The following is a 22,274-nucleotide window of genomic DNA, read 5'->3' as shown; positions in this document are numbered from 1 at the left end:
AAAGTGTAAACAACTTCTATTTGATAATTTGGTTATCAGTTTGCATGTAATCATTATCATTTTAAGAATTTTAAATCAGTTTTACACCTGTACCATTTGATAAAATCGGGTTCGATATATTAATTTCAAAAAAATAGCTACGAACTCATCCGGGTTATTTGATCTTAAATCTCCGGGTCTTTTACCATTTTTTTAGCGTTAAAATTGGAGGGCAACACTATTTTCACTATTAAAGTGTAAAAATATATAATGTGAATGGTCGTTTTTTCCTGAACACTATTCGTTGTCAGTAGTGGCTCATCAATTCACTATAGACATAGCGACTGTATTATAGGATATCGGGATAATCGTTCTCAGTGATGAGAAAATGCATTGCCTTGCCAGATATTTGATTGACTACCATTGTTAACCTTGTCAATCATAACTTATGATAAATGGGAAGAAGATCCTCGTTGTATTACCAGCTTATAATGCCAGTAAAACCCTTAAAATCACGTATGAAGAAATCGATCGCACATTGGTCGATGATGTCATTCTTGTGGATGATGCCAGTAAGGACAATACTGTAGCAGTCGCTAAAGAAATAGGTATTGTACATATCATTTGTCATGAAAAAAACAAAGGTTATGGTGGTAACCAGAAATCCTGCTATAAACGTGCATTGGAATTAGGAGCTGATATCATTATCATGTTACATCCCGATTACCAGTATACGCCACTTCTAATTGAATCGATGGCTTCAATTATTGCAAAAGGAGTATATCCTGTTGTACTAGGTTCCCGTATCCTGGGCAGGGGGGCCTTGAAAGGAGGTATGCCTTATTATAAATACTTTTTTAATCGCCTCCTGACTGTTAGCCAGAATTTGTTAATGAGGCAAAAATTATCTGAATACCATACGGGATACCGGGCGTATGATCGGAAGGTATTAGAATCTATCCCTTATGAAGATAATTCTGATGATTTTGTATTTGATAATGAACTGTTAGGCCAGATTTGTTATAAGGGATATGAAATAGCAGAGGTAACTTGTCCTACTAAATACTTTAAAGAGGCTTCTTCTATTAATTTTAAGCGCAGTGCGATTTATGGATTTGGAGTGTTGGGCGTAAGCCTGAAATATTTTTTGCATAAACATGGCTTTGCAAAATACAATTTGTTTAAGGGGATTGAGCCAAATTCACATAAGAAAGAAAAGAGACAATTTTTGAACGTTAATCATAGTGTGACCGAATCTCAAACGGAGATGAATAATAAAATTTCAGTTAATTCTTCTCATCATTGATTGAGAAGAAAATTAATATCCTATTGCCCTGGGTCAAAATTCTTGATAATCCCAGGGCTTTTATTTGCTGTTGCTCCTTCCTGGATAAAATAGAAAAGGGATGTCGATTATTATCTACCGATGATAAAATCGAATCCCTATCCTAATTGTATCTCCTCTATGAAAATAAAAAATTATTTAATAAGAAAAATGCCACATCCGGCATTTTTCTTTTGTCCATCCTAGCTGACTGCAATTATCCCTCTCTTATCCTTCGCATTTCCATCAAATATTATCCTATTAAACATCTCTCTCATCCTGCTCCTCACCTCCGTTCCATACTTTTGTTCTATCGCTTTAGTTGTCAACCTGGACGTCATATGCGTCACTGTTCCAAAGTGCGTGTACAACTCATATCTTCCTAACAGGATCTTCTTCATTACCTGGCAGTTATTGCCATAATGATGCGCTATATCTTCCGATCCCAGATCATCAAAACACCAGATGCGGTGATTGTATTTATCATTGTTATCTCCTCCCAGGTAGTTACTCAGCATTGAAGGTCCTTTCAAAGTATATTCCCTGCTGATAAGGTCACAATGCTTCACTTCATAACATACACTGCCTGGCGTAATACAACGTAATAACTGCATGATCTGAGTTTTACCTGTTCCTACTGGTCCTCCCAGGAATATCCCTTTCTGCAGGTCAATGCCAAATTGCTTAGCTACTTCCACATCCCTTACCATCCAGGCTATGATAGGTATTATCAATTTTAGATCTTCCGGGTATATCCTGAAATGCTCGCCAAATAACTGTCTGCCCTTATCAGCCAGCATTGGCAGGATTTCCTTGTAGTTAAAAAGACTGGTCGTAATCCTGGTCATTGTTGTTATCAGTTTTTGGTTTCGGTTGAGTCGTATTTAACATCCATTTATGAGCTAATGCCTGCCAGTTTTCAATGGGTGTATTGCCTATTTTCCAGCCGGTGGCTTCAAACTGGTACCAGAATCTTAATCCTAAACCAGTATCATACTCGTGAACCAGGAAAAGTTTCAGCACATCATCCAATCCCGGCCCTTTTGACACACTATTTGTATACTTTTTATTTTCTTGTTTAAGAAATGGGCCCTCTCCAGGTACTGGTGGAGTTCCATTTTCCTCTTTTTGCGGTCCTCCTGCAGGGCCATGTACTGTCCCATAATCCTGCATGTTAACTAACGGAATCATTTCAATTTCCGCTGGTGTAAATCGGGAAGAGGAAGAATAAAATATCAACAATTTAGCTGCTTCCAGTTCTTTTAAACAACGGTAATAGGTAGTTTTGGAACTGATCCTGGCAGCCTTCATAGCATCTGTTTTCCTGATCTGGAAGGTTTTGCGAAAACCGGTTTTGTTCCAGATGCGGAATAGTGCCATGTACAGGGAATAGTGGTATGCTACTACCCATTGTTCTTTTGCCGCCCTTTCCAGGAAGGCATTTAAATGAATAATATAATTCATACGCGTTTCGAATTTTATGTGTGTTAGATTAAGTTTGGAGCATTTTCAGTTCTCTTTTTATCCAATTGCTGATCATCACATTGATGGGTGGATTACCTGTATCCAGCGTGCAATCGGTTCTTACAGTAGCTGTATCCATGTCCAGTTTTACTTGTAGTAGCCATGCTGTTTTTTCATCTTCGATAAGCAAAGCATCGGTTTCTTCCGCAATATCAGCGATAAGGTGTTGCGCAAATCCGATATCATTGAAGTTTAAGTAAATGAGAAAAGAATAAAGTGCTTTCAGTCCAAATGCGTCTCCCCGTTGCTGAATATTGTGCATTAACTGGTCAACGAAATTGCAGCCATATTCGATTTCAGCATAAGAGAATCTACTGTAATTGCTCCATAATCGCTCTTGATAAGCGGCAATGATTTTCCATACTAGCCTTAACTTACCCCTTTTCTCCTTCGCATATTTGGATATAAACAACCAGTTGTTATAATGACTTGATTTCTCCAGTTGTATGTACAGCAATGGCGGACAAGCAGTCTTATCAAAGAATGTGGGGTACGCCAATTGCATTTCCCTGATTAGTCGAAAGCACTCGAAACAAATATTCCATTTTTGAATGGATTGTTTGTCTGACTTAGTACATGCTGTCTGAAGGTCCATGTCTTCAAACCAATCATCCGGAATCTCGTCAAATAATACCCTGATTTGTTCCTGCCAGGTACGCATATAGCGTTTCAGTATACTGTCATCTTTAGAAGTCAGCATGTAATCTGCCATCGCACTGTGCATCTCAGTGATGGCTATTTTGGCATGTTTATACAATTTACCGGAGCGTTCTTTCGGATAGTCCAGGTAGCTCTGCAAGGAAGTACGCAAATCCCAAAGTGGGTAATACGTTGCGTTCATACTGTGAATTTTTAATTGTTAAAAAGGATTTTTTTCATCGAAATTCATAATGAGCATTTTGTTGCCTTTTATGAATTTTAACCGTTCTGGTGTGCGTTCCACCTGCAGGATTTTTGCAGCCTGGCAAAGTGGGACTACATTACCACTTGGGGTGGGCGCATTGCTATAGCTAATACCCATTAGCAATAGCATGGTTTGCCCATTGTTCGGTGGAATATGCACGTTCAGTGAGAAAGCCGGAACTGCTTCATTTACTAATGGAATCAGTGATGAGGTGTCAGATTCCATAGTAGCATTGTAATAATTTAAGTCCATTGAAGCGCCTACTGCTATTATTTTGCAATGGGTGGCATTGTCCGGATAGATCAATTGCTTCGATGGAATAAAAGATGGAAAGTAGATGTGCATGTAACCATTATTAGCATCGACTGTGGAGGTAAATGGCGCACGTATAATTTCCAATAGTGGTAAGCCTGGTTCCAGGTCATATCCTTCCAATAATCGCATATTTCCTTTGAGTACATTTCGCTTACCAGGTGGGTTATGTTTATCTGATTTTATCACATGTTGCAAAATGAATTTTGCGATTTGACGAAATCGACTGCGATCACGTTGCATTATAATCGGACCGGCGCAACCTATTGTCCGTATTAGCTTTGCGACCCGCGCTGCGTGAATCAGTTCAGGATTTATTTTCCTGTTTTTTCTTAAAGACATAGTTTTTCTTTTACGCCTGCTTAGCAGGCGTTTACGATAAAATGGCATCTTCATTTGAATTTTTTTGGATGTAAATTGATCGTGATAAGAAGAAATATTTTTATATTCGTCTTGCCACGTAAAATCAAACAATATGAAGTTAACTTTCAAAATTTAACAAACGTGGATTTAGGCAAAAATGGCCAATTTGGCAATGATGACGAATTGCGCCGTTTATTAAACGAAACGATATTCGTAAAGGATATCAAAAAGATCACCAAATTTTCTCTAAGGCATTCGTACAGATTCAGAGACGATGCAATAAAGGACTTAGGTAAACCTCCTAAGTACGTATTAACCTTCGGCGAATTCCTTGAAGTCTTTCATCGAATGAACCGGGATTTACTCATCGACCGTTTCCGTCGTTTGCGCAAAGGGAAATAAACCAATTTATTAACTATGAATGACAGTTTATTCATTCGGAAAACCGAAGGGCTATTCACGCGCGTTGATAGCCGAGTCGTCATACTGGTCGAGGCCAGTGGCGGATGGTCTAAGATCATTACTAAGGAGGGTGTACACCTGGTAAGCAGTACACTCGGCCAGCTGGAGGAGCAATTACCCGTGGCGCTCTTTTGCCGGGTACATCGCACTTACATAGCGGCTCTAGAGCATATTAGCAGTTTTACTGCTAATTCAGTTAGAATTCTTGACAGGGATATTCCCCTGTCAAGATCTTATGCTGAAAAATTATTCAGCAGGTTGAATATTATCATGTAATTGTTCGTTGCACTCATCCTCCACTTATCGCTTCGCCAACCATCGCTTATCGCTTCACCACCGAATTTTTTCTTTTCTCTTTTGTTACCTCGCTAATATTGTTGTCATGAAAGACAGTTATACAGGCTGTGCCCGGAATGGGAGAGAGGCACCTTTCTATTCCACTGGATAGCTGTCATTCGAACAAGCGTCGAACTAGTGTCGAACAAGCGTCGAAGAAAGGGTATACAACACTCGAACAACGTTCGAACAATACTCGAAGAACATTCGAACAACGCTCGAACAACATTCGAAGCAATCTTTATCAAACTAAAAGAATTTTTATGGCAAAATCAGAGAATATCATCCTGAAGGAAGCCTCTGGCTCCGTAGGGAAAATGTTAACGATCACGAAGAAGAGATCCGGTACAACCCTGTTGGGTAAGCACAGAGGAGCGAGTAAGGTTCCTCCCACTGAAAAACAGCAGGAAGTGCAAAGTAGGTTTAAGATGGCGATTGTGTATGCAAAGGCGGTGATGCAAGACCCGGATCTGAAAGGGCAGTATGAAGCAGCTGCTAAAAAAGACCAGTCGGCTTATAACCTGGCAGTAAGAGATGCTTACAAGGCACCTGAGATCAGTAGTATCACTACTCATCTTTACACAGGTGCGATTGGTAGTAAAATCACCGTCAGGGCCATTGATGACTTTAAGGTCGCCAGTGTACGGGTGAAGATTACAACTGCTGCTGGTGTGGTGATTGAGCAAGGTGACGCTGTGCTGCAAAGTAATGGCCTGGACTGGATGTATACAGCTACTGTGCTGAATGATGAATTGCAAGGCAGTGTCATTGCAGCTAGTGCATTGGACCTGCCAGCGAATGAGACGGTATTGGAAGTGGCGATGCCATAGTGTCGACCCCGATCATTGGTGAGGGGAGTTCTTTACAGAGCTCCCCTTTTATTTTCCCATCCAGGAAGGGGGCGGAGCTCCCTTCAGAAAGTGATTGAAGAATTCCAATTGTTTCCTGGAAAAATCTTCCTGGTTTTCTCTTTTAAATAACTGATGCCCTTCGTCTTTATATTGAATCCACCACACTTGTTTATCCAGGCGGCGCATGGCCATGAATAATTCCATAGATTGCGCATAAGGAACAATGATATCATTCTCATTATGGAGAATTAACAATGGTGTAGTGATATGCTGCACTTTGATGATTGGGGAATTCAATAAATATTGCCTGGGGTTATCCCAGGGTGTCGTCCACATGTTATTCTGACCCCTTTCATAAAGCGGTTGTAAGGATATATTTGAACCTTTTTTTACACTTCCATAACCACTGATAAAATCCACCGGCCCTGCAGATTCCTGTGCCGCAGCAAATATCTTGGAGTGTGTAATGACATAGTTGGTGATGTATCCTCCAAAACTAAAGCCCTGGAGACCTATGTGTTTTTGGTCTATCCATTTATACCTTCTGAGTTTTTTAGCAGATCTGACCACTATCCTGGCTGCGGATGGACCAGGATGCCCCTTTTTAGTTTTTACGTCTGGTACAAATACCATGTACCCGTTACTAATATAAGTCGGTATGTTCAGGGTACCCTCGCTGTTTTGATATGGCTGAAATTTATGTAGGTTGATACTGAAATTTTGATAATAGGTAATGATAAGTGGATGTTTTTTAGAGCTGTCAAATGTTAAAGGAGTATATAGAATCCCCGTGATATGCTTAAAACGGATAATTGTGGATTTTAATAAAGTCGGCTGTTTGAATGAATCAATTGGATAAAATGTTTTAAAATTACTGGTAGAATAATAGGAGGGCGGAATGCCAGCGTCTTGCTTTAATAAAAGCCAGGTGTTGCTGTCAATCGATTTTACAGGCTTAAACTCATCCAGGGGGTATATTGGGAAATAATAGAGGCAATCATCCATTGAAAGTAGCTTTGGATCATTTTCTGTGAGTTTAAAAAAACCGTTTTGCTTATTTAGGGTATTAAAGGCGACAAGTATTGAATCTGAAAGTTGTCGAAAAATGATTTTATGTTTTCTTCCATAACCATTAGTAAGGTTGATGTGCATATTTCTACCTGGGATTATTTTCCAGATATCAAATTGATCATAAACGATAAATGCTGAGTCATCCGGAAACCATTGGGGTAAACATTGAATGTTTTTTTGAAGAATGAGCATATTGGAGCTTGCTATATTGTAGATACATATACTTTTAAGATAAGTATCATACCAGGAAACGTATTTTTCTAATGGGGATAAATTGGCATGTATGACTAACCCTTTTGGGTTTTCTACTATTTTAATTTTTTTACCTGAGTTAAGTTCAGTGAGATAAAGAGCGGCAGACAATGGATGGTTCCAATAGTATTCCCAGGCATTGACCTTGTTTTGAGTAAGCGCATATTTTCCTCCTGTAGCACACAATACAGTGGTGCTATCTTCCAATTGTATAATGGTTGTATCTGCATTAACCTTGAAAAATAAGGTTATGAGCAGTAATTTCAGGAAAACTGGCATTGGTTTTTGTGGTTGGCTACAAATGGACTATTTATAATAAGACAATGCTAACAGGAGAAATAGATTATAAGGTGGATGAATAATAGGTTTTTTTAAAAAAAGAGCTCTGTGCTAAACGGAGCTCTTTAAAAATAAAGCACGTCGTTGGACTTATGAGGGAAAAGCTGTATTCCTGGGGTGATAAATTAATACCGAGATTATTCCTAATACGACGAAAATGAGGTTGAAAAAAAGATGTTGGTTCCAGGTCATTTGTTGTAAAATTCCACCACAAGAGCACGGTATGAAGGTGCTAAATCGGGTGATGGCAATAATATACATGGTGAATATGACCATTAATCCATAACTAAAGTATAGCCCTGTCATTCTTGTTTTATTGAACAGTAACAAGCCTACAATGATAAATTCAATCGTAGGGATTGCCCACATAATGATGGCACCGAAAGGCGTTAATAATGGGGATTGACTAATTTGTGTTTTGAAATTTTGAACGTCTGCTAGTTTGCTGACAGCTGCATATGTGAATAATAGTATAAAAAGACATGTTATCAGGTCAACTATCCACGCCTGTTTCGGGGTGGTGGGCAATTTATATTGCGGCATGATTCGGATTTTTATGATTTTAAATTTATACCAGGTAGGTGCAGTTGATATATTTTAAGTGCATGATCGTAAAGTGCAATCACCTGGTCTCCATTCACTTTAAAATCCTTGAATTTGACATCGTTTTCATATGGTATATAGAAGCTGGAAAGGTACTTTCCATTTTTGATATCATAAATATCTACTACTGATGAATGAGAAAAATCTTCCCGATTTTCATTATCAGCTTTCAATCCGGAGTTGATGAATAATAATCCATGGCTTACACAGCTTTTCCTACTGACGATCAACGGCGGTGCTTCTATTGTAACAACTCCATTTTTTCTCCTGTTTGAGAGCTTTAATTTTGCATGGGTGGTTGTGTCTAATGTATGTCCCCTATATAATAAGTTTAGGTTACTATCTGCTACAATGAATTCATTCCGGTAGAGGTAGGTATAAATAATTTTTGATTCATAGGGGTCATATAGTAATTGCCCATCCTTACAGAATACACCGTCCAACTGTTTTTGGAGTAATCCATTTACCTGGGTGAAGCTGTCCTTGTCAAATGATTTTTTGGCTAATACAAATCCATCCTGGCGGTTTAATAAGCGATAAGTGAATGTATTGTTAGATATAGGCAGCGCCAGGTCAAAAGTTGAGCGGTCGGATTGGAGTAAGTGTGCTTCCCATTTTCCAACATCTCCTTTGTAGATTTTCCTTAGATTTCCATCTACCAGGAAGAAACTTGTGTCATTTATATACAAACTGGCATTGTTAAAATGCATTGTATCTGCCTGGTCCAGTTTAATTTGGATGAAATGAGTGTCGCTTTTGGGAATATTGCATTTCATTAATAGGTTTAGGTATTTACGATTACCCAGGTAAATATCATCTCCCGAAATACCTGATATTTGCCAGGTGTTACCCGCTAGCTGCCAATTCTTTTCTTCTGAGATAGCATTGTTTAGAATTAATCGATTAAAATTGTTGGGTTTGAATGTGTCGATTTTTGCATAGATGTGTAGGATAACTATAATTGCAACAGCAAATGCAAATATGGACAGAAGATTTCTTATCCTGTTTTTCATTTTTTTCATAAAGGAATTGGGATAATAAAGGTCAATCACCTTTATTATCCCGGTAGTGATTAATAGTACCTTCTTAGGTAATGAGATGATAATTCATAATTACATGCTGCTTCAGTATCATATGCAGTTGTGTAAGAAATAGTGCATATGGAGCCATATGAATAGATATCGCAGACTGTATTATTATCTAAAATGTCAAACATACAAATTGCATTTTGATACCTAAACCAGCCATAAATTTGAAGGAATTTTTGTGAGGATTTTCTTCCTGCGAATGCGCTACCGGTAGCAATCAACATGATTGCTATTGCGATTAACTTGAAATGTTTCATGTTTTAGTATTTGGTTGAGAAAAAAGATTTATAAACAGGTTATTAATGAGGTTTAATCGGCGTTATTAAATTAAATGAATGGAATTAACAGATATAAGGTTCAAAAGAAAAACTGTGTCTATTCTTATAGCTGCGATGTTGATTATTCGAGGCCAAAATTGCTAACAATTTCTCAATTTAATGATATCAAAAGGGAGATAAAAACATTCAAAATGATTATTGTATTTTTTATTTAACTACTTCGAATGTTTTTGTTACGCAAAATGGCCCCTTATCAGTGATGCCTTGAATAACACATTTGTATATGCCTGGAAGATCATTTGTGTAAAAATTGAATGATGCTTTTCCATCATCATTGTTCCTCATAAGGTGATTCCAATATATTGTAGTATTTGTTTGAGGGATTGTTATTTTTTCCTGACGGTAGTCTGGTGCGTGAAATTGAGCGGCATACCAAATAGGAGAGATGGATTTCATAAATTTTGGTGGTTCATAATCTTGCGGGCAGCCTTTATAAAGAATATATGTATTTGTTTTAGGATCAAAATATTTTTTACCAGGAATTGGCTTTGTGAGCGTGTGGAGTGATACCGGGTTGGCCGTGCACATCCATACGTCATGATTGCAAACATAGGCATTGCAATCTTTGTCGAAGAATGGTACTCCAAAATTAAAGTCTGCACTATTTGGGGCCGATTTCACGGTTACTGCTTTTAATGTAATTGTTTTATCTTCCATGACGGGCATATTATATAACTGTGGTGGAGAATTTCCTGGAGGGATAGGAAATATGAAAGGTTGACTGGCAATCTGGTCATTTAATGTATCAGTGGATGAATTTAATTGAATTTCATATGATTCAAGATTGTCACCACCACTAATGGTAACGTAGAACGAAGTGTTGATACTTCTTATCATATCACTACTAATACTGAAGGAACCAGTATTGTCAGTTTGAAAATTTACTGGTGTGGTTCCTCCAAGTAATAAAATTGATACAGGACGTTTGGGCTTCCTGCCATTCTGGAATACCTGTCCGGTGATGGGGGTAAAAGGAGTAGATTTTTCTGCTATTGTATCTGCCTCTATCCAATTACCAATTCCTTGAAGCGTGTTAATACTGTCAATCGTGGTTTGATAATCCCAATAAAAGGGAATTTGAAAAGAAGGAGGTAAAAATTGTTCAAAATAATAGTATTTCCGTATGTCGGGTAAAGTAGGAAGTATTGTTTTGCTGAGCGAGCAGCTTATTGAAAACATAGCAGAGATCGGTTTCCCGGATGCATCCTGGATTGAAATACGACAATGGCAGTTGCTCCTTAAACTGTGGATAGCTGAATCTATTTCCAGTTTTACTTTAATTGTTTCAGGCTCTTTCCAAAATAAAGTATCAGAGAGTATTTTTTGATCAGTATTTAATAATTCTATTTTTTGCAACCCAGGTCTCAATCCTGTATTTGCTATTTTTAGCTGCCCAAATGTGTTTTTCATTTGGACGGCCAGGACTTCCAGTGATTTTTTAAGATCATGGTAGCAAAGTAAGATGTTTTGTGGGCTTCCAGGAATATTAATTGCTGTAATGATGGAGTCTTCACCTTTTGGTTGTGCTAAAGCTACCTTATAGCCTTCCTTTTCGTAAGTATGTGCTGTTAATTTCTTATCAGTACCTGTTATTGTTTTTCTGAATGTTGTGGTGTTGGACCTGATAGTTACTACCTGTTTGAAAATTTTTTCATGCTTACCTTCAGCATATGCGTTTGTGTAAGCAGTAAGTACATAATCTCCCGATGGGAGTGTATCTGGAATTGTTAATCCTACCTGTGCAATACCATTTATAATAGCAAATTTTTGTGGGGCAAATGATTTTTTTATGACTGGGTCAACCAGGCACAACATGAGTGTATTGTATTTTAACGAATCTTCCAGCTCTATATTCAATAAATATGCTGTTGCCCAAATGGATTCCCCCGCCTGGAAAATTGATTTGTTCGTGTGGAGGAATAGAGCTGCATCAGCATGAGATTTTGAATAATTAATGAATTTCTCTGAAATGGTTTCAACGATTTGTTTAAGCTGCTGGGCGTTTGAATGGAATGTGAATAATAATAATGACAGTAGCCAGGATGCGAGTGTTTTCATTGCCGATTTCGTGGATTGGTTTTATTAGTTTTCACTCCTCACTTTATTACTCAGGGTTGCTCGTTATAAGTATTATAATCCTTGTTTAACTTGATTGGTTATACGAATATCTGGATTATTTCAATGTAGAAAATTGCTTAGAAAAATTAGCCGAACCTCCCTGTTCGATATTATCATTGGGTTGTGAAAATGATAATCCTGTGCTCGATTTTATAATCGGAGGCAGTTTTTTTTTTGATTTGTAGATTTGGGGTTTTTATAAGAGTGGTGATTGCTTAATCTTTTCTTGAAGAAGACATGCCGCCAGGATGTGTCGCTTGTAGAATATTGAGTGAGCATAAATGGTATTTTGAGGTTAGTGTAATTTCGGTAAAACTTACCATTATATAGTTAAGTCGGTGTTAATAAGACGAGAAAAAGTATGATAAAATGGTGAAATATTTGCGGATTTGGGCAACTAAATGGGGATTTTGTTGTTGCGGTGAGGTTAAGGAATTAATGTTAAGTTAGCTAGTTGATCGGGATGGGGGCTTGTAGGTGTAATGGATGACATCTATAGATATCGGGGTGCCAGTGGTGCAATGACTTGAATCATAGGTTTATGAATTGGGATGATAAAGCGTTTATTCATTTATCATCCCAATAGAGATTAATAATACCTTCTCAGGTAATGAGATGATAATTCATAGTTGCATGCTGCTTCAGTATCATATGCCGTTGTGTAGTTGATGGTACATATAGAACCATAGGAGTAAATGTCGCAGAGTGTATTATTATCTAAAATGTCATACATACAAACTACATTCTGGTATCTAAACCATCCAAAAACCTGAAGATATTTTTGTGAAGTTCTTTTTCCTGCAAAGGCGCTGCAGGTTGCAATCAGCATTAATGCTACGGCGATTAACTTGAATTGTTTCATATTATAATTTTTGGTTGAGAAAAAAGGCTTATAAACAGGTTCTTATTTAAGGTTTAATCGGCATTTTTTTGTGGATAAGTGGAATTAAAAGATATAAGGTTTAAAAGAAAAAATGTTTCTATGCTTATAGCTGTGGTGTTATTTTTTTTGAGCCTAAAATTCCTTACAATTTTTCAATTTAGTGATATCGAAATGGATGTAAAAAAATTCAAAATGATTAATGTATTTTATTATCTGACTACTTCGAATGTTTTTGTAACATAAAATGGTCCTTTTTCAGTGATGCCTTGAATAACTAATTTGTATATGCCTGGAAGATCATTCGTGTAAAAATTGAATGATGCCTTTCCGTCAATATTGTTATGCATTAGATGATTCCAATAGAGTGTAGTATTCGTTTGAGGGATCGTTATTTTTTCCTGACTATAATCTAGTGCCTGAAAGTGAGCGGCATATAATATAGGCGAAATTGATTTCATGAATTTAGGTGGTTCGTAATCTACTGGACAACCTTTATATAATATATAGGTGCTTGTCTTGGGGTCAATATATCTTTTGCCTGGAGTGGGCTTTAATACGATGTGTTGTGATGAGGGAGTGGAACACATCCATATGCCATGATCACATACAAGCGCATTGCAATCTTTATCATAGAATGTTTTTCCGGTAGGAAAATCTGCACTATATGGGGCTGACTTTATGGTAACAGCTTTTAATGTAATTGATTTATCCTCCATAGCTGCTGCATAATATTCCAGGGGAAATGAATTTTTTGGTATGGTGGGAAATGTAAATGATTGATTAGCTATCTGGTCATTTAAAGTGTCCGTGGAGGAATTTAACTGAATTTCATATGATTCAAGATTGTCTTTTCCACTGACAGTAATGTAGAAAGGAGCATTCAGACTTCTTAGTATATCACTTTTAATGCTAAAAAAACCTGTATTATCAGTTTGGAAATTGAGCGGGTTCGCTCCTCCAATTAGTATGATTGATACAGGGCGTTTTGGCTTTTTACCATTCTGGAGCACCTGTCCTGTGATGGGTGTAAAGGGTATAGTCTTTTCCACTATTGTATCTGAATCCATCCAACCGCCTACTCCCTGGAGCATGTTGATACTGTCAATCGTGGTTTGATAATCCCAATAAAAGGGGATTTGGGATGAAGGGGGCAGGAATTGTTCAAAGTAATAGTATTTTCTTATGTCAGGTAAAGTTGGGAGGATGGATTTGCTGAGTGAACAGCTAATTGAAAACATTGCCGGAAGTGGATTGCCTGAAGCATCCTGGATAGCAATGCTACAACTGCAATTGCTTCTTAAGCTATGAACAGCAGAATCGGTATCCAGGGTTACCTTAATAGATTCAGGCTCCTTCCAGAATAAGGTATCGGAAAGTAAAGTTTTATCTGTATTTAACAATTCTATTTTTTGCAACCCGGCTCTTAATCCTGTATTTGGTATTTTTAACTGCCCAAATGTGTTTTTCATTTGAACAGCCAGAACTTCTAGTGATTTTTTGAGATCATGGTAACAAAGGATTATGTTTTTAGGGCTTTCCGGCAGATTAATTGCGGCGATGATGGAGTCTTCACCTTTGGGCTGCGCCAGGGAAATTTTGTAGCCTTCTTTTTCTCTGTTTGATACTGTTAATTTCTTTTCAGTACCTGTAATTGTTTTTCTGAATGGTGTCGTGTTGGACCTGATAGTGACTACCTGTTTGAAATTTTTTTCATGCTTACCTTCTGCATAAGCGTTTGTGTAAGCAGTCAGTACATAATCTGCTGACGGGAGTGTATCTGGAATTGTTAACCCTACCTGTGCAGTACCATTTATAATTGCAAATTTTTGTGGGGCAAATGATTTTTTTATGACTGGGTCAACCAGGCACAACATGAGTGTATTGTATTTTAACGAATCTTCCAGCTCTATATTCAATAAATATGCTGTCGCCCAAATGGATTCCCCCGCCTGGAAAATGGATTTGTTCGTGTGGAGGAATAGAGCTGCATCAGCATGAGATTTTGAATAATTAATGAATTTCTCTGAAATGGATTCTGCGATTTGTTTAAGCTGCTGGGCGTTTGAATGGAATGTGAATAATAATAATGACAGTAGCCAGGATGCGAGTGCTTTCATTGCCGATTTCGTGGATTGGTTTAATTCGTTTTCACTCTTCACTTTATTACTCAGGATTGCTTGTTACAAGTATTATAATCCTTGTTTAGCTTGATTGGTTATACGAATATCTGGATTATTTCAATGTAGAAAATTGCTTAGAAAAATTAGCCGAAATTCCCTGTTCGATATTATCATTAGATTGTGAAAATGATAATACTGTGCTCGGTTTTATAATCGGAGGCAGCTTTTTTTTGATTTGTTGATTTTGTTTTTTATAGGAGTGGTGATTGCTTAATATTTTGGTAAAGAAGAAAGGAAATTTTGTGAGAACATCTTTCCTGCGAAGTCACTGCAAGTAGCAATGAGCATTATTGCTACTGCGATTAACTTGAATTGTTTCATATTATATTTTTGGGTTGAAAAAAATACGAAAGGTTATTAATTGAGGTTTTTGGAGTTATTGTAGTGAAAAATTGAAATGATGGAACTAACCGATATAAGGTTCAAAAAAACGGTATCTATTCGTATCGCTGTGACTTAAATGTTTCGATTCAAAATTCCTGTCTATTTTTCAATTTAATGATATCAAAATGGGTATAAAATAATTCAAAACGATTATTGAACTTTCTTCATTCAGTAATCACTTGTATTACTCAGAAAGGCTCTTTTTGAAAATTGTAAAGGCAAGTTGCCAGTATGTTTCTTAAAGTCTCTTGTGAAATTTGAACTAAGAGAATATCCAAGTTTTTCAGCGATTTTAGTTATTGACTGTTCCCTGTTGTTTAACAGCAAGATTTTAGCGTACTCCATTTTTTGTTGTATAATATATTGATGTACTGAAGTGTGATAACGGAGACGAAACGTTTTTGTAATCAAACTCTTGCTCATGAAAAACTTTAATGAGAGTTCACGTATTGTAAGATGGTAGTTGTTGTGTTTGTGTTGTTCATCAATCAGTTCTTTTATTTCCTCTATTTTCTTCCATGCCTGAAGCGACGTGTTTAGCGTAATTGAGGAATTTTTATTGTTGTTCTTTTTCATAGAGTTGCGAATTGAATACTACCCAGGTGTCTTCTATTGCACCCTGAATAAAAGCAACAGGATACCAGTAACAAGAAATTTACTGATTGTAATTCTTGCCTAACTTAATTGGTCATACGAATATCTGGTTTATTTCAATCCGGAAAAATTGCTGATTAAAATTAGCAGAACTTGCCGGTTCGTTATTATCCCCTGATTTTGAAAATGATAATCACCTGCTCGATTTTATAATCGGAGGCAGCTTTTTTTAGACCTGCTGATTGGTTATTATAAGCGTGATTTTTCTGAATCTTTGGTGAAGAAGATATCCTATTAGGAGGTATCAATTTTAGAATATTGAGGGAGCATAAAAATGTATTTTGAGGTTGGTGTAATTTCGGTAAAACTTACAATTATTTAGTTAAGTCCATGTTAATGACCGTAGGAAAGTATTAATAATTCGAGAAATATTTGCGAAATAGTCAACTAAATGAGATTTTTATTGTTACCAAGAGGTTAATATATTATTGTTAAGTTAGCTAGTTAATAATGGCACAATCACTTATGTTGCTTTCTATAGCAGATCTATTAGGAAAGCAATTCTTTATACCTTCCTACCAGAGAGGATATCGTTGGAGGCCTCAGCATGTCAATGATTTATTGGAGGATTTATTCAGTTTTGCAAAAAAGAAAAAGAGCATTGAGGAGTTTTATTGCTTACAGCCCATTGTAGTGAAGAAGTCTACCTGGATTAGTGAAACTAATGAGGAAGTATCAGGGTGGGAGGTTGTTGATGGGCAGCAAAGGCTCACAACCATTAGGATATTAATGGAGTATCTAATTGCGAATCATTTGAGAGGGGCTACACTGAAGAGTGAATATAAGAAAGAGGTTTATAGTATACACTATCAAACCCGAATGGAATCTGAGCAGTTTTTACAGAGAATTGAAGAAAATGTAGGACATGATATTGATCTGTATCATATGAGTAGGGCATATACTGCTGTTAGATTATGGTTTGAAAAGCAGGATATACCAAGGGATGCCAGAGAAAGTATGTTACGTATGCTTGTGTATGATAAGCAAACCCAACAAAGTGAAGGGGTCGCTCAGATCATTTGGTATGAATTGAATCCTATGGAAAATCCTATTGACAGTTTTGTGAGGATCAATCTTGGGAAAATTCCTCTTACTAATGCGGAGCTTATTAAGGCATTATTTCTTCAAAAGACCAATTTTGGACCAGATAAAAACGAGCTAGCCCGACTTCGTCAATTAGAGATTGCTAATGAATGGGATGAAATTGAGAATGCTTTGCAACAACCCTTGTTTTGGGCCTTCTTAAATAAGTATCCTTCAAATAGACCTTGTCGTATAGAATTGCTGCTGGATCTTTTAAAAGAAGTAGCGATAGAGGAAGATCCGCAATTAGTCGAACTTATTGGGACAGATGATCATGCCACCTTCCGTTATTTTTATCAATTATTATATAAAAATAAGACTTATGATGATATGAAGAGTATTTGGGGAGTGGTGATAGGATGCTTTAGGCAGGTACAGGAATGGTATAACACCCCTGTGTGGTACCATTATGTGGGATTTTTGGTGGCGAGTAATAATGAGCCCCTATCCAGGATTTATAAGGCGATTGTTAATGAAAAATTGCCCAGCCGTGAGGCAATCACAAATATGTTGGAGCAAAAAATAAAATCGTTGTTCTGTACTGTCAGGTGGGCCCTTGATCCAACTAACCAGGATATTTTCCTTGATCTTACCTACAGTAAGGACCGCGAAAAAGTCCGGCAACTATTATTGCTTTTTAATATTGAAAGTATTGTAGAGCAATGTAAGAATAACAGTATTATTTTGAAATTCCCATTTGAATCATATAATGGTGTGAGTATTGGCAAAGGGTGGGATGTGGAGCATATAGATTCCCTCACGGAAAATGAATTGCGTACTAAGGATGCCAGAAAGGAGTGGTTAGAAAATGCGCTGATAGACCTGGAAAGTATTGATGAATCATTACTACTCAAGGTTAGAGATTTTCTGGATAATGAGGCTAGTAAGGAGCAGTTTGAGAATTTATTTACAGCGATAACAAAAATTGCAAAGGAAGATAGGAATGATGAGCTTGTGAAAGATAATATAGGTAACCTTGCATTATTGGATGCCGGTACTAATAGAGCTTATGGTAATGCACTTTTTACTACTAAACGGAGAATTATTATAGAAAAAGATAAAGCGGGGGTGTTTATTCCGGTGTGTACGAGAAATGTTTTCCTGAAGTATTATGATCTTGCTGGCAATACCCCGTCAACCTGGACAAGTGAGGATGTGAAGGACTATAGAAATGCCATTGTGAAGACCCTGGAACGATTTTTACCTAATAAACCCCAGTCAATTACTCAACATGCGTAAATATACATTACCTGATTTGCTGAATGGTACTATAGATGTGCTTGAACAAGGAAACCCTTATACGTATAATTTACAAGGGATTCAAATACCCATGATCCAGAGAGATTATGCGCAGGGTAGGCCCCAGGAGTATAGGATTCGGAAGCGGTTTTTGGATGCTTTGTTTAATGCTGTTATAAGTGGTGATAACTTTGAACTGGATTTTATTTATGGGGCGATTGAAGAATTGGATGGCAAGCAGATATTAATTCCCTTGGATGGACAACAACGCCTTACTGCACTCTTTCTTTTGTACTGGTATATCTCAAATCGTGAATTATATGGCCGGGATCTAACCAATATGTGTGATTTGCTTTCACGTTTTTCTTATTCTACCAGGGCAAGTGCCAGGGAATTTTGTGAGCGGTTATGTAGTATTAGATTGTCATTTGATGTATTACCTTCTAAAGAAATCGGTAATTCAGTGTGGTATTATGAGGTATACCGTTTGAATCCTACAGTAGCATCCATGTTAGTTGTTCTTGATGAAATACATGAGCGTTATGACGAAGGAGGTCGGCAATTATTCCCATTGCTGAGTAAAGTAACCTTTTATATTCTTCCTCTTAAGAGTTTTAGCCTGACAGATGAGCTGTATATTAAAATGAATGCAAGAGGGAAACAGCTTTCTGATTTTGAAAATTTTAAAGCAGATTTTATAAAGTGGGTGCAGGGGAAAGCTAATGGAGGACATCCATTACTTGCTAAACGAGTAGTGTATGATGGGCGAGAAATGAGCTATCATATGGCTTTTAGTCTAAAATTGGATAATGAATGGACACGCCTTTTCTGGAATTATGCGAAGGATAATGATCCCAATATTGGTAAGGTGGTAGATGGAGGTTATTTTCGATTTTGGAATTGGTACCTTTTTCATCATTTTTTGGGAATTACACCCTCATATCTTAATAGTCTTGAAAATCAGAAACCATTTTGGGAGAGGTTTGTGGCCAATAACCAAGAGAGGTATACCGGCTTTGATGAGTTTGCAAAGGTATTTGAGAATAGTGATGTAGTTTCGAAAATCGAAAGGGTATTAGATGGGCTTAGTATTCATCACAGTGAGATTAATGAGTTGCTTCAACCTGCGTGGCCGACCAAGCAAAGGTGGCATTTTTTTGGGGAAAATGCTACATTTTCCCAACGTATTATCTATTATAGTGTGACACGTTTTTTGGAGGAAATACCCTATGATAGGGTCGCAATGCAACGATGGTTAAGAGTCGTCTGGAACCTGGCGATTGACCCTGATGTGCGTAGTTATCAAAATATGTGGAGGGTAATGAGATTGGTAGATAAAATGGCTGTGGGGGTGGAAGATATTTATAGTTTCTTATTGCAACCAGCATGTGAAGAAATTATTAAAACAGAAAGCTCGTTTCTTAAGAACCAATTATTAGAAGAGGTTGTGAAAGCGAAATTTATATTATCAAATGGCGATTGGGAATCTTCACTGATTAAAGCGGAAGGACATCCTTTATTTATGGGTAATATTAGATTTCTATTGTCGGATGATGAAGATGTGAATGAATTTTTGCATAGAAGTAATTCGGCGATGAAAATATTTTCAGGGTCTGGACCTCAAGGACCTTTCGCTAAAGATTATATGCTGATGAGAGCATATATTTCTCAGATTCAAACCTGGAGTGATTTATTAATGATGAACTTAAAAGATTATCCTGATAATTGGAAATTGATATTACGAAGAAAGGCTGATGCCATGGACTTCGTTCAATCTATTTGTTCTTTGCCAGACGAGACTTCGCAAGTAGAATTGATGAATGAATTAATAGACAGGTCTTCTACTTTAGATGAATCTAATGTTTTTACCTTAGCCAGGCATATGCATGAAAAATTGTATCAGCATGCGGATTTTCATTATTGGTTGCAGAATTTGCGCGCAGATAAAGGGATTGAGCTTAAATGGTATGAGAATAATTTATATGTACATAGACCAGGAAGCTGGTATGATAGGGTAATGCTTAATTCTTTTCGAAATGAGATCATTACGCTTATGATTCAAAGGTTTGATTTTACTACCCATAACCAATGTGGGGATGCGCCATTTTACTGGGATTATGATGTGACTCTTTATAAAAAATTGGATTCGGAAATGCTTGTAGCTGATTTCTTGAGGGATGGAAAGTTGGTGTTTCATTTATTGGAAGATTTGGAGCCGTCAGAAATACAAGAAATGGAATTCAGTTATGGGTATTCATTGGTGGAATCAATTGATGGAGTTGAACCATTTGTTGATAGAATTTCAAGCGAAATTTTTGATGAAGACAATCAAGAAAGTATGCTTTTAAAAATTCGAAATTTTATGGACACCCAAAAGAAAAATCCTGAGATTATTGAATAAGATATGAGTTTTATAAGCAGATTTTCAAGCGGCTAAACAGTTGAAAGTCTGCTTATAAATTTAAGTTGGATATTATTATTTAAAGCCCGGGCTAAGATTTTATACATACCCTGGTTATTATACAATTAGTTGTTGGTGACGCAGTCATTAATGGACAATAAAGCTGTAATACCTGTGCTGTAAATGGTAGTATATGTGCCAAAAGTGCAAATCGTCCCTGGCGTTTAGTGCATTGCCATAGCCCATTAAATTTATTTTGACTTTTTTATGCTAGAGTTGCAGCAATGTAAAGGCAGCCATGGTATGGCAATTACTCTAGCCTTCATAGTTTGAATGCTTTTTTAATTCAAAAAAGCTAAACTTTGATGTAATAAAATTACTACCTGGTATTAACTCCGTGTGAAAAATTGGTAGTTGGTAACTTTTTTGCAGAGCAGCCATTAACCGTTCTTCCCAGTCGCTTGCCTCTTTAAAATCAGCATCTGTACCTACAAAAACGTTTGTGATAAATTCTATTTTATCAACATTACCGCCATTTACTTTAATACCGGTATCGTTAACGTTGTTACTTATCATAAATGGTTAATTATAATTAGTATGATAACACCTTAGTAGAGCTTAAAATCTATTTTTAATGTGCCCCCCGATGTGAGTAATTTCCCGCACATCAATAAGATGGGTGGCTTCTATCGGTTTAGTAAGGTGAAGATACATATCCAGCAATCTAAGTTCTAAGTCTTCCGTATATTTAGATAGCGGATAGTTCAGTATTTCCTGTAAATCTTCTTTCCATTTTTCTAATTTCTGATACCTGAAAAAATTCTTAAAAGCCAATACAGATTTTTGTACTCTTTTACCGATAGTGTCCGGGGAAAGAAATTCCATTCGCTGGAACCCACATGCACATGCTGTCCGCAATAAAGGTTTTTATTGAGTAAGCTATAGTCCGCTAATATGATAGGACTTTCTTTCTTTTCTTTGCTTATCACATAAGCGGCATTGATAGCCGATTCCGACATCTTAAATTTAAACAACAGGTCACTTGGACTATCTTTACGGTATATCTTACCTTTAGTGGCAAACGACTATACCCCTTTAATCATTTTCCGATAAAAGGTAATATCAGCAAAAGTGAACAGTTGGGTAATGACCTGATAAGGGGCTGTTATAATTTCCTAATACCAGCAGGAGATGGATTAATAGTCATATTTCTCTTTTTTATATTTTTCTTTCATAACAGGTTAATTTATTAAGGTTTGTATTGGTTCCGTAAAGTTTGGCTCGTCATTCTATTTATTTCTATTATTTGGGGCGTTCCCTGCCAAAGACGGGTCGGGCTTTCCGCAATACATGGTACTTTGCTGCAATCCCGAACGCGGAAAAATGGGTGCGCCGTTTTGGTATCCCGATAAATCGGGATTATCTTTTATTGGCGCGACTTTATTTATGGCTGTAAGCCACGATAATCCTTATTCTACTACGAACAATTCAAAGTAACGCCTGCCATTTCGCATATAATAATCTGGAAATGATTATCTTAGTCCTATTTTCATATTTTTTAAACACCGAAGTTGTTTAGTCTTTTA

The 22,274-nt window shown here is 37.0% G+C and carries 18 protein-coding genes; 6 read left to right on the top strand and 12 right to left on the bottom strand.

Going from position 1 to position 22,274, the window contains the following annotated elements; all coding sequences use genetic code 11:
* Window positions 1–427 precede the first annotated feature (427 nt).
* Window positions 428–1,285, top strand: coding sequence for a glycosyltransferase family 2 protein (locus BW716_RS31890; protein WP_083730108.1), 858 nt, complete (start codon window positions 428–430; stop codon window positions 1,283–1,285).
* 221 nt (window positions 1,286–1,506) lie between these two features.
* On the opposite strand, the gene BW716_RS31885 is transcribed toward BW716_RS31890, so the two are convergent.
* The 4 genes from BW716_RS31885 to BW716_RS36495 are packed head-to-tail and all read right to left on the bottom strand — an operon-like array spanning window position 1,507 to window position 4,535.
* The gene (locus BW716_RS31885) at window positions 1,507–2,151 is read right to left on the bottom strand and encodes an ATPase (RefSeq protein WP_143709152.1); all 645 of its coding nucleotides are present in this window, start codon (window positions 2,149–2,151) and stop codon (window positions 1,507–1,509) included.
* A complete protein-coding gene (locus BW716_RS31880) occupies window positions 2,123–2,767 on the bottom strand; it encodes a hypothetical protein (RefSeq protein WP_083730106.1) in 645 nt (214 codons plus the stop codon). The genes BW716_RS31885 and BW716_RS31880 overlap by 29 nt, the downstream gene beginning before the upstream one ends.
* 28 nt (window positions 2,768–2,795) lie before the next feature.
* Complete coding sequence (locus BW716_RS31875; protein WP_083730105.1) at window positions 2,796–3,668, bottom strand: hypothetical protein; 873 nt, start codon at window positions 3,666–3,668, stop codon at window positions 2,796–2,798.
* Window positions 3,669–3,686: 18 nt separating this feature from the next.
* Complete coding sequence (locus BW716_RS36495) at window positions 3,687–4,535, bottom strand: hypothetical protein (RefSeq protein ID WP_143709151.1); 849 nt, start codon at window positions 4,533–4,535, stop codon at window positions 3,687–3,689.
* A gap of 12 nt (window positions 4,536–4,547) precedes the next feature.
* On the opposite strand from BW716_RS36495, the gene BW716_RS31865 reads away from it, so the two are divergent.
* The 3 genes from BW716_RS31865 (at window position 4,548) to BW716_RS31855 (ending at window position 6,034) form a co-directional block, all read left to right on the top strand.
* Window positions 4,548–4,808, top strand: coding sequence for a hypothetical protein (locus tag BW716_RS31865; protein WP_143709150.1), 261 nt, complete (start codon window positions 4,548–4,550; stop codon window positions 4,806–4,808).
* A gap of 15 nt (window positions 4,809–4,823) precedes the next feature.
* On the top strand, window positions 4,824–5,144 hold the full coding sequence (locus tag BW716_RS31860; protein ID WP_083730102.1) for a LytTR family DNA-binding domain-containing protein: 321 nt from the start codon (window positions 4,824–4,826) through the stop codon (window positions 5,142–5,144).
* A 323-nt stretch (window positions 5,145–5,467) separates the two neighbouring features.
* On the top strand, window positions 5,468–6,034 hold the full coding sequence (locus tag BW716_RS31855; RefSeq protein ID WP_083730101.1) for a hypothetical protein: 567 nt from the start codon (window positions 5,468–5,470) through the stop codon (window positions 6,032–6,034).
* Window positions 6,035–6,082: 48 nt separating this feature from the next.
* Here BW716_RS31855 and BW716_RS37215 read toward each other — a convergent pair whose 3' ends face one another.
* From BW716_RS37215 to BW716_RS31815, 7 genes are all read right to left on the bottom strand, one after another.
* Window positions 6,083–6,688, bottom strand: coding sequence for a S9 family peptidase (locus tag BW716_RS37215; RefSeq protein ID WP_179091365.1), 606 nt, complete (start codon window positions 6,686–6,688; stop codon window positions 6,083–6,085).
* 1,119 nt (window positions 6,689–7,807) lie between these two features.
* Window positions 7,808–8,260: a MauE/DoxX family redox-associated membrane protein gene (locus BW716_RS31845; RefSeq protein ID WP_083730099.1), complete on the bottom strand. Its 453-nt coding sequence runs from the start codon at window positions 8,258–8,260 to the stop codon at window positions 7,808–7,810.
* Between the two features lie 11 nt (window positions 8,261–8,271).
* Entirely contained in the window at window positions 8,272–9,342 is a 1,071-nt protein-coding gene (locus tag BW716_RS31840; RefSeq protein WP_083730098.1) for a hypothetical protein, read from the bottom strand.
* Window positions 9,343–9,893: 551 nt separating this feature from the next.
* Window positions 9,894–11,804, bottom strand: a complete 1,911-nt coding sequence (locus BW716_RS31830; protein ID WP_083730096.1) for a hypothetical protein — start codon at window positions 11,802–11,804, stop codon at window positions 9,894–9,896.
* Between the two features lie 649 nt (window positions 11,805–12,453).
* The gene (locus BW716_RS31825) at window positions 12,454–12,726 is read right to left on the bottom strand and encodes a hypothetical protein (protein ID WP_083730095.1); all 273 of its coding nucleotides are present in this window, start codon (window positions 12,724–12,726) and stop codon (window positions 12,454–12,456) included.
* Window positions 12,727–12,956: 230 nt separating this feature from the next.
* Window positions 12,957–14,864, bottom strand: coding sequence for a hypothetical protein (locus tag BW716_RS31820; RefSeq protein ID WP_083730094.1), 1,908 nt, complete (start codon window positions 14,862–14,864; stop codon window positions 12,957–12,959).
* 615 nt (window positions 14,865–15,479) lie between these two features.
* Complete coding sequence (locus BW716_RS31815) at window positions 15,480–15,887, bottom strand: helix-turn-helix transcriptional regulator (RefSeq protein WP_083730093.1); 408 nt, start codon at window positions 15,885–15,887, stop codon at window positions 15,480–15,482.
* Between the two features lie 528 nt (window positions 15,888–16,415).
* Between BW716_RS31815 and BW716_RS31810 the strand changes: the two genes are divergently transcribed.
* Together BW716_RS31810 and BW716_RS31805 are read left to right on the top strand one after the other, a co-directional pair.
* Window positions 16,416–18,287, top strand: coding sequence for a DUF262 domain-containing protein (locus tag BW716_RS31810; protein ID WP_083730092.1), 1,872 nt, complete (start codon window positions 16,416–16,418; stop codon window positions 18,285–18,287).
* On the top strand, window positions 18,280–20,688 hold the full coding sequence (locus BW716_RS31805) for a DUF262 domain-containing protein (RefSeq protein WP_083730091.1): 2,409 nt from the start codon (window positions 18,280–18,282) through the stop codon (window positions 20,686–20,688). The genes BW716_RS31810 and BW716_RS31805 overlap by 8 nt, the downstream gene beginning before the upstream one ends.
* Before the next feature lie 315 nt (window positions 20,689–21,003).
* On the opposite strand, the gene BW716_RS31800 is transcribed toward BW716_RS31805, so the two are convergent.
* Window positions 21,004–21,264: a hypothetical protein gene (locus tag BW716_RS31800; RefSeq protein ID WP_083730090.1), complete on the bottom strand. Its 261-nt coding sequence runs from the start codon at window positions 21,262–21,264 to the stop codon at window positions 21,004–21,006.
* Window positions 21,265–22,274: the final 1,010 nt, after the last annotated feature.

The organism is [Flexibacter] sp. ATCC 35208 (genome assembly GCF_001975825.1).
In the GTDB taxonomy this organism is placed as follows: domain Bacteria; phylum Bacteroidota; class Bacteroidia; order Chitinophagales; family Chitinophagaceae; genus Chitinophaga.
This window is presented reverse-complemented; position numbering and strand designations above follow the sequence as displayed.

What these genes read in the sequence shown, in the direction of transcription:
- BW716_RS31890 (WP_083730108.1), top strand. Translation starts at nt 428, where the DNA reads ATGATAAATGGGAAGAAGATCCTCGTTGTATTACCAGCTTATAATGCC.
- BW716_RS31885 (WP_143709152.1), bottom strand. Translation starts at nt 2,151, where the DNA reads ATGACCAGGATTACGACCAGTCTTTTTAACTACAAGGAAATCCTGCCA.
- BW716_RS31880 (WP_083730106.1), bottom strand. Translation starts at nt 2,767, where the DNA reads ATGAATTATATTATTCATTTAAATGCCTTCCTGGAAAGGGCGGCAAAA.
- BW716_RS31875 (WP_083730105.1), bottom strand. Translation starts at nt 3,668, where the DNA reads ATGAACGCAACGTATTACCCACTTTGGGATTTGCGTACTTCCTTGCAG.
- BW716_RS31860 (WP_083730102.1), top strand. Translation starts at nt 4,824, where the DNA reads ATGAATGACAGTTTATTCATTCGGAAAACCGAAGGGCTATTCACGCGC.
- BW716_RS31855 (WP_083730101.1), top strand. Translation starts at nt 5,468, where the DNA reads ATGGCAAAATCAGAGAATATCATCCTGAAGGAAGCCTCTGGCTCCGTA.
- BW716_RS37215 (WP_179091365.1), bottom strand. Translation starts at nt 6,688, where the DNA reads ATGGTATTTGTACCAGACGTAAAAACTAAAAAGGGGCATCCTGGTCCA.
- BW716_RS31845 (WP_083730099.1), bottom strand. Translation starts at nt 8,260, where the DNA reads ATGCCGCAATATAAATTGCCCACCACCCCGAAACAGGCGTGGATAGTT.
- BW716_RS31840 (WP_083730098.1), bottom strand. Translation starts at nt 9,342, where the DNA reads ATGAAAAAAATGAAAAACAGGATAAGAAATCTTCTGTCCATATTTGCA.
- BW716_RS31830 (WP_083730096.1), bottom strand. Translation starts at nt 11,804, where the DNA reads ATGAAAACACTCGCATCCTGGCTACTGTCATTATTATTATTCACATTC.
- BW716_RS31825 (WP_083730095.1), bottom strand. Translation starts at nt 12,726, where the DNA reads ATGAAACAATTCAAGTTAATCGCCGTAGCATTAATGCTGATTGCAACC.
- BW716_RS31820 (WP_083730094.1), bottom strand. Translation starts at nt 14,864, where the DNA reads ATGAAAGCACTCGCATCCTGGCTACTGTCATTATTATTATTCACATTC.
- BW716_RS31815 (WP_083730093.1), bottom strand. Translation starts at nt 15,887, where the DNA reads ATGAAAAAGAACAACAATAAAAATTCCTCAATTACGCTAAACACGTCG.
- BW716_RS31810 (WP_083730092.1), top strand. Translation starts at nt 16,416, where the DNA reads ATGGCACAATCACTTATGTTGCTTTCTATAGCAGATCTATTAGGAAAG.
- BW716_RS31805 (WP_083730091.1), top strand. Translation starts at nt 18,280, where the DNA reads ATGCGTAAATATACATTACCTGATTTGCTGAATGGTACTATAGATGTG.
- BW716_RS31800 (WP_083730090.1), bottom strand. Translation starts at nt 21,264, where the DNA reads ATGATAAGTAACAACGTTAACGATACCGGTATTAAAGTAAATGGCGGT.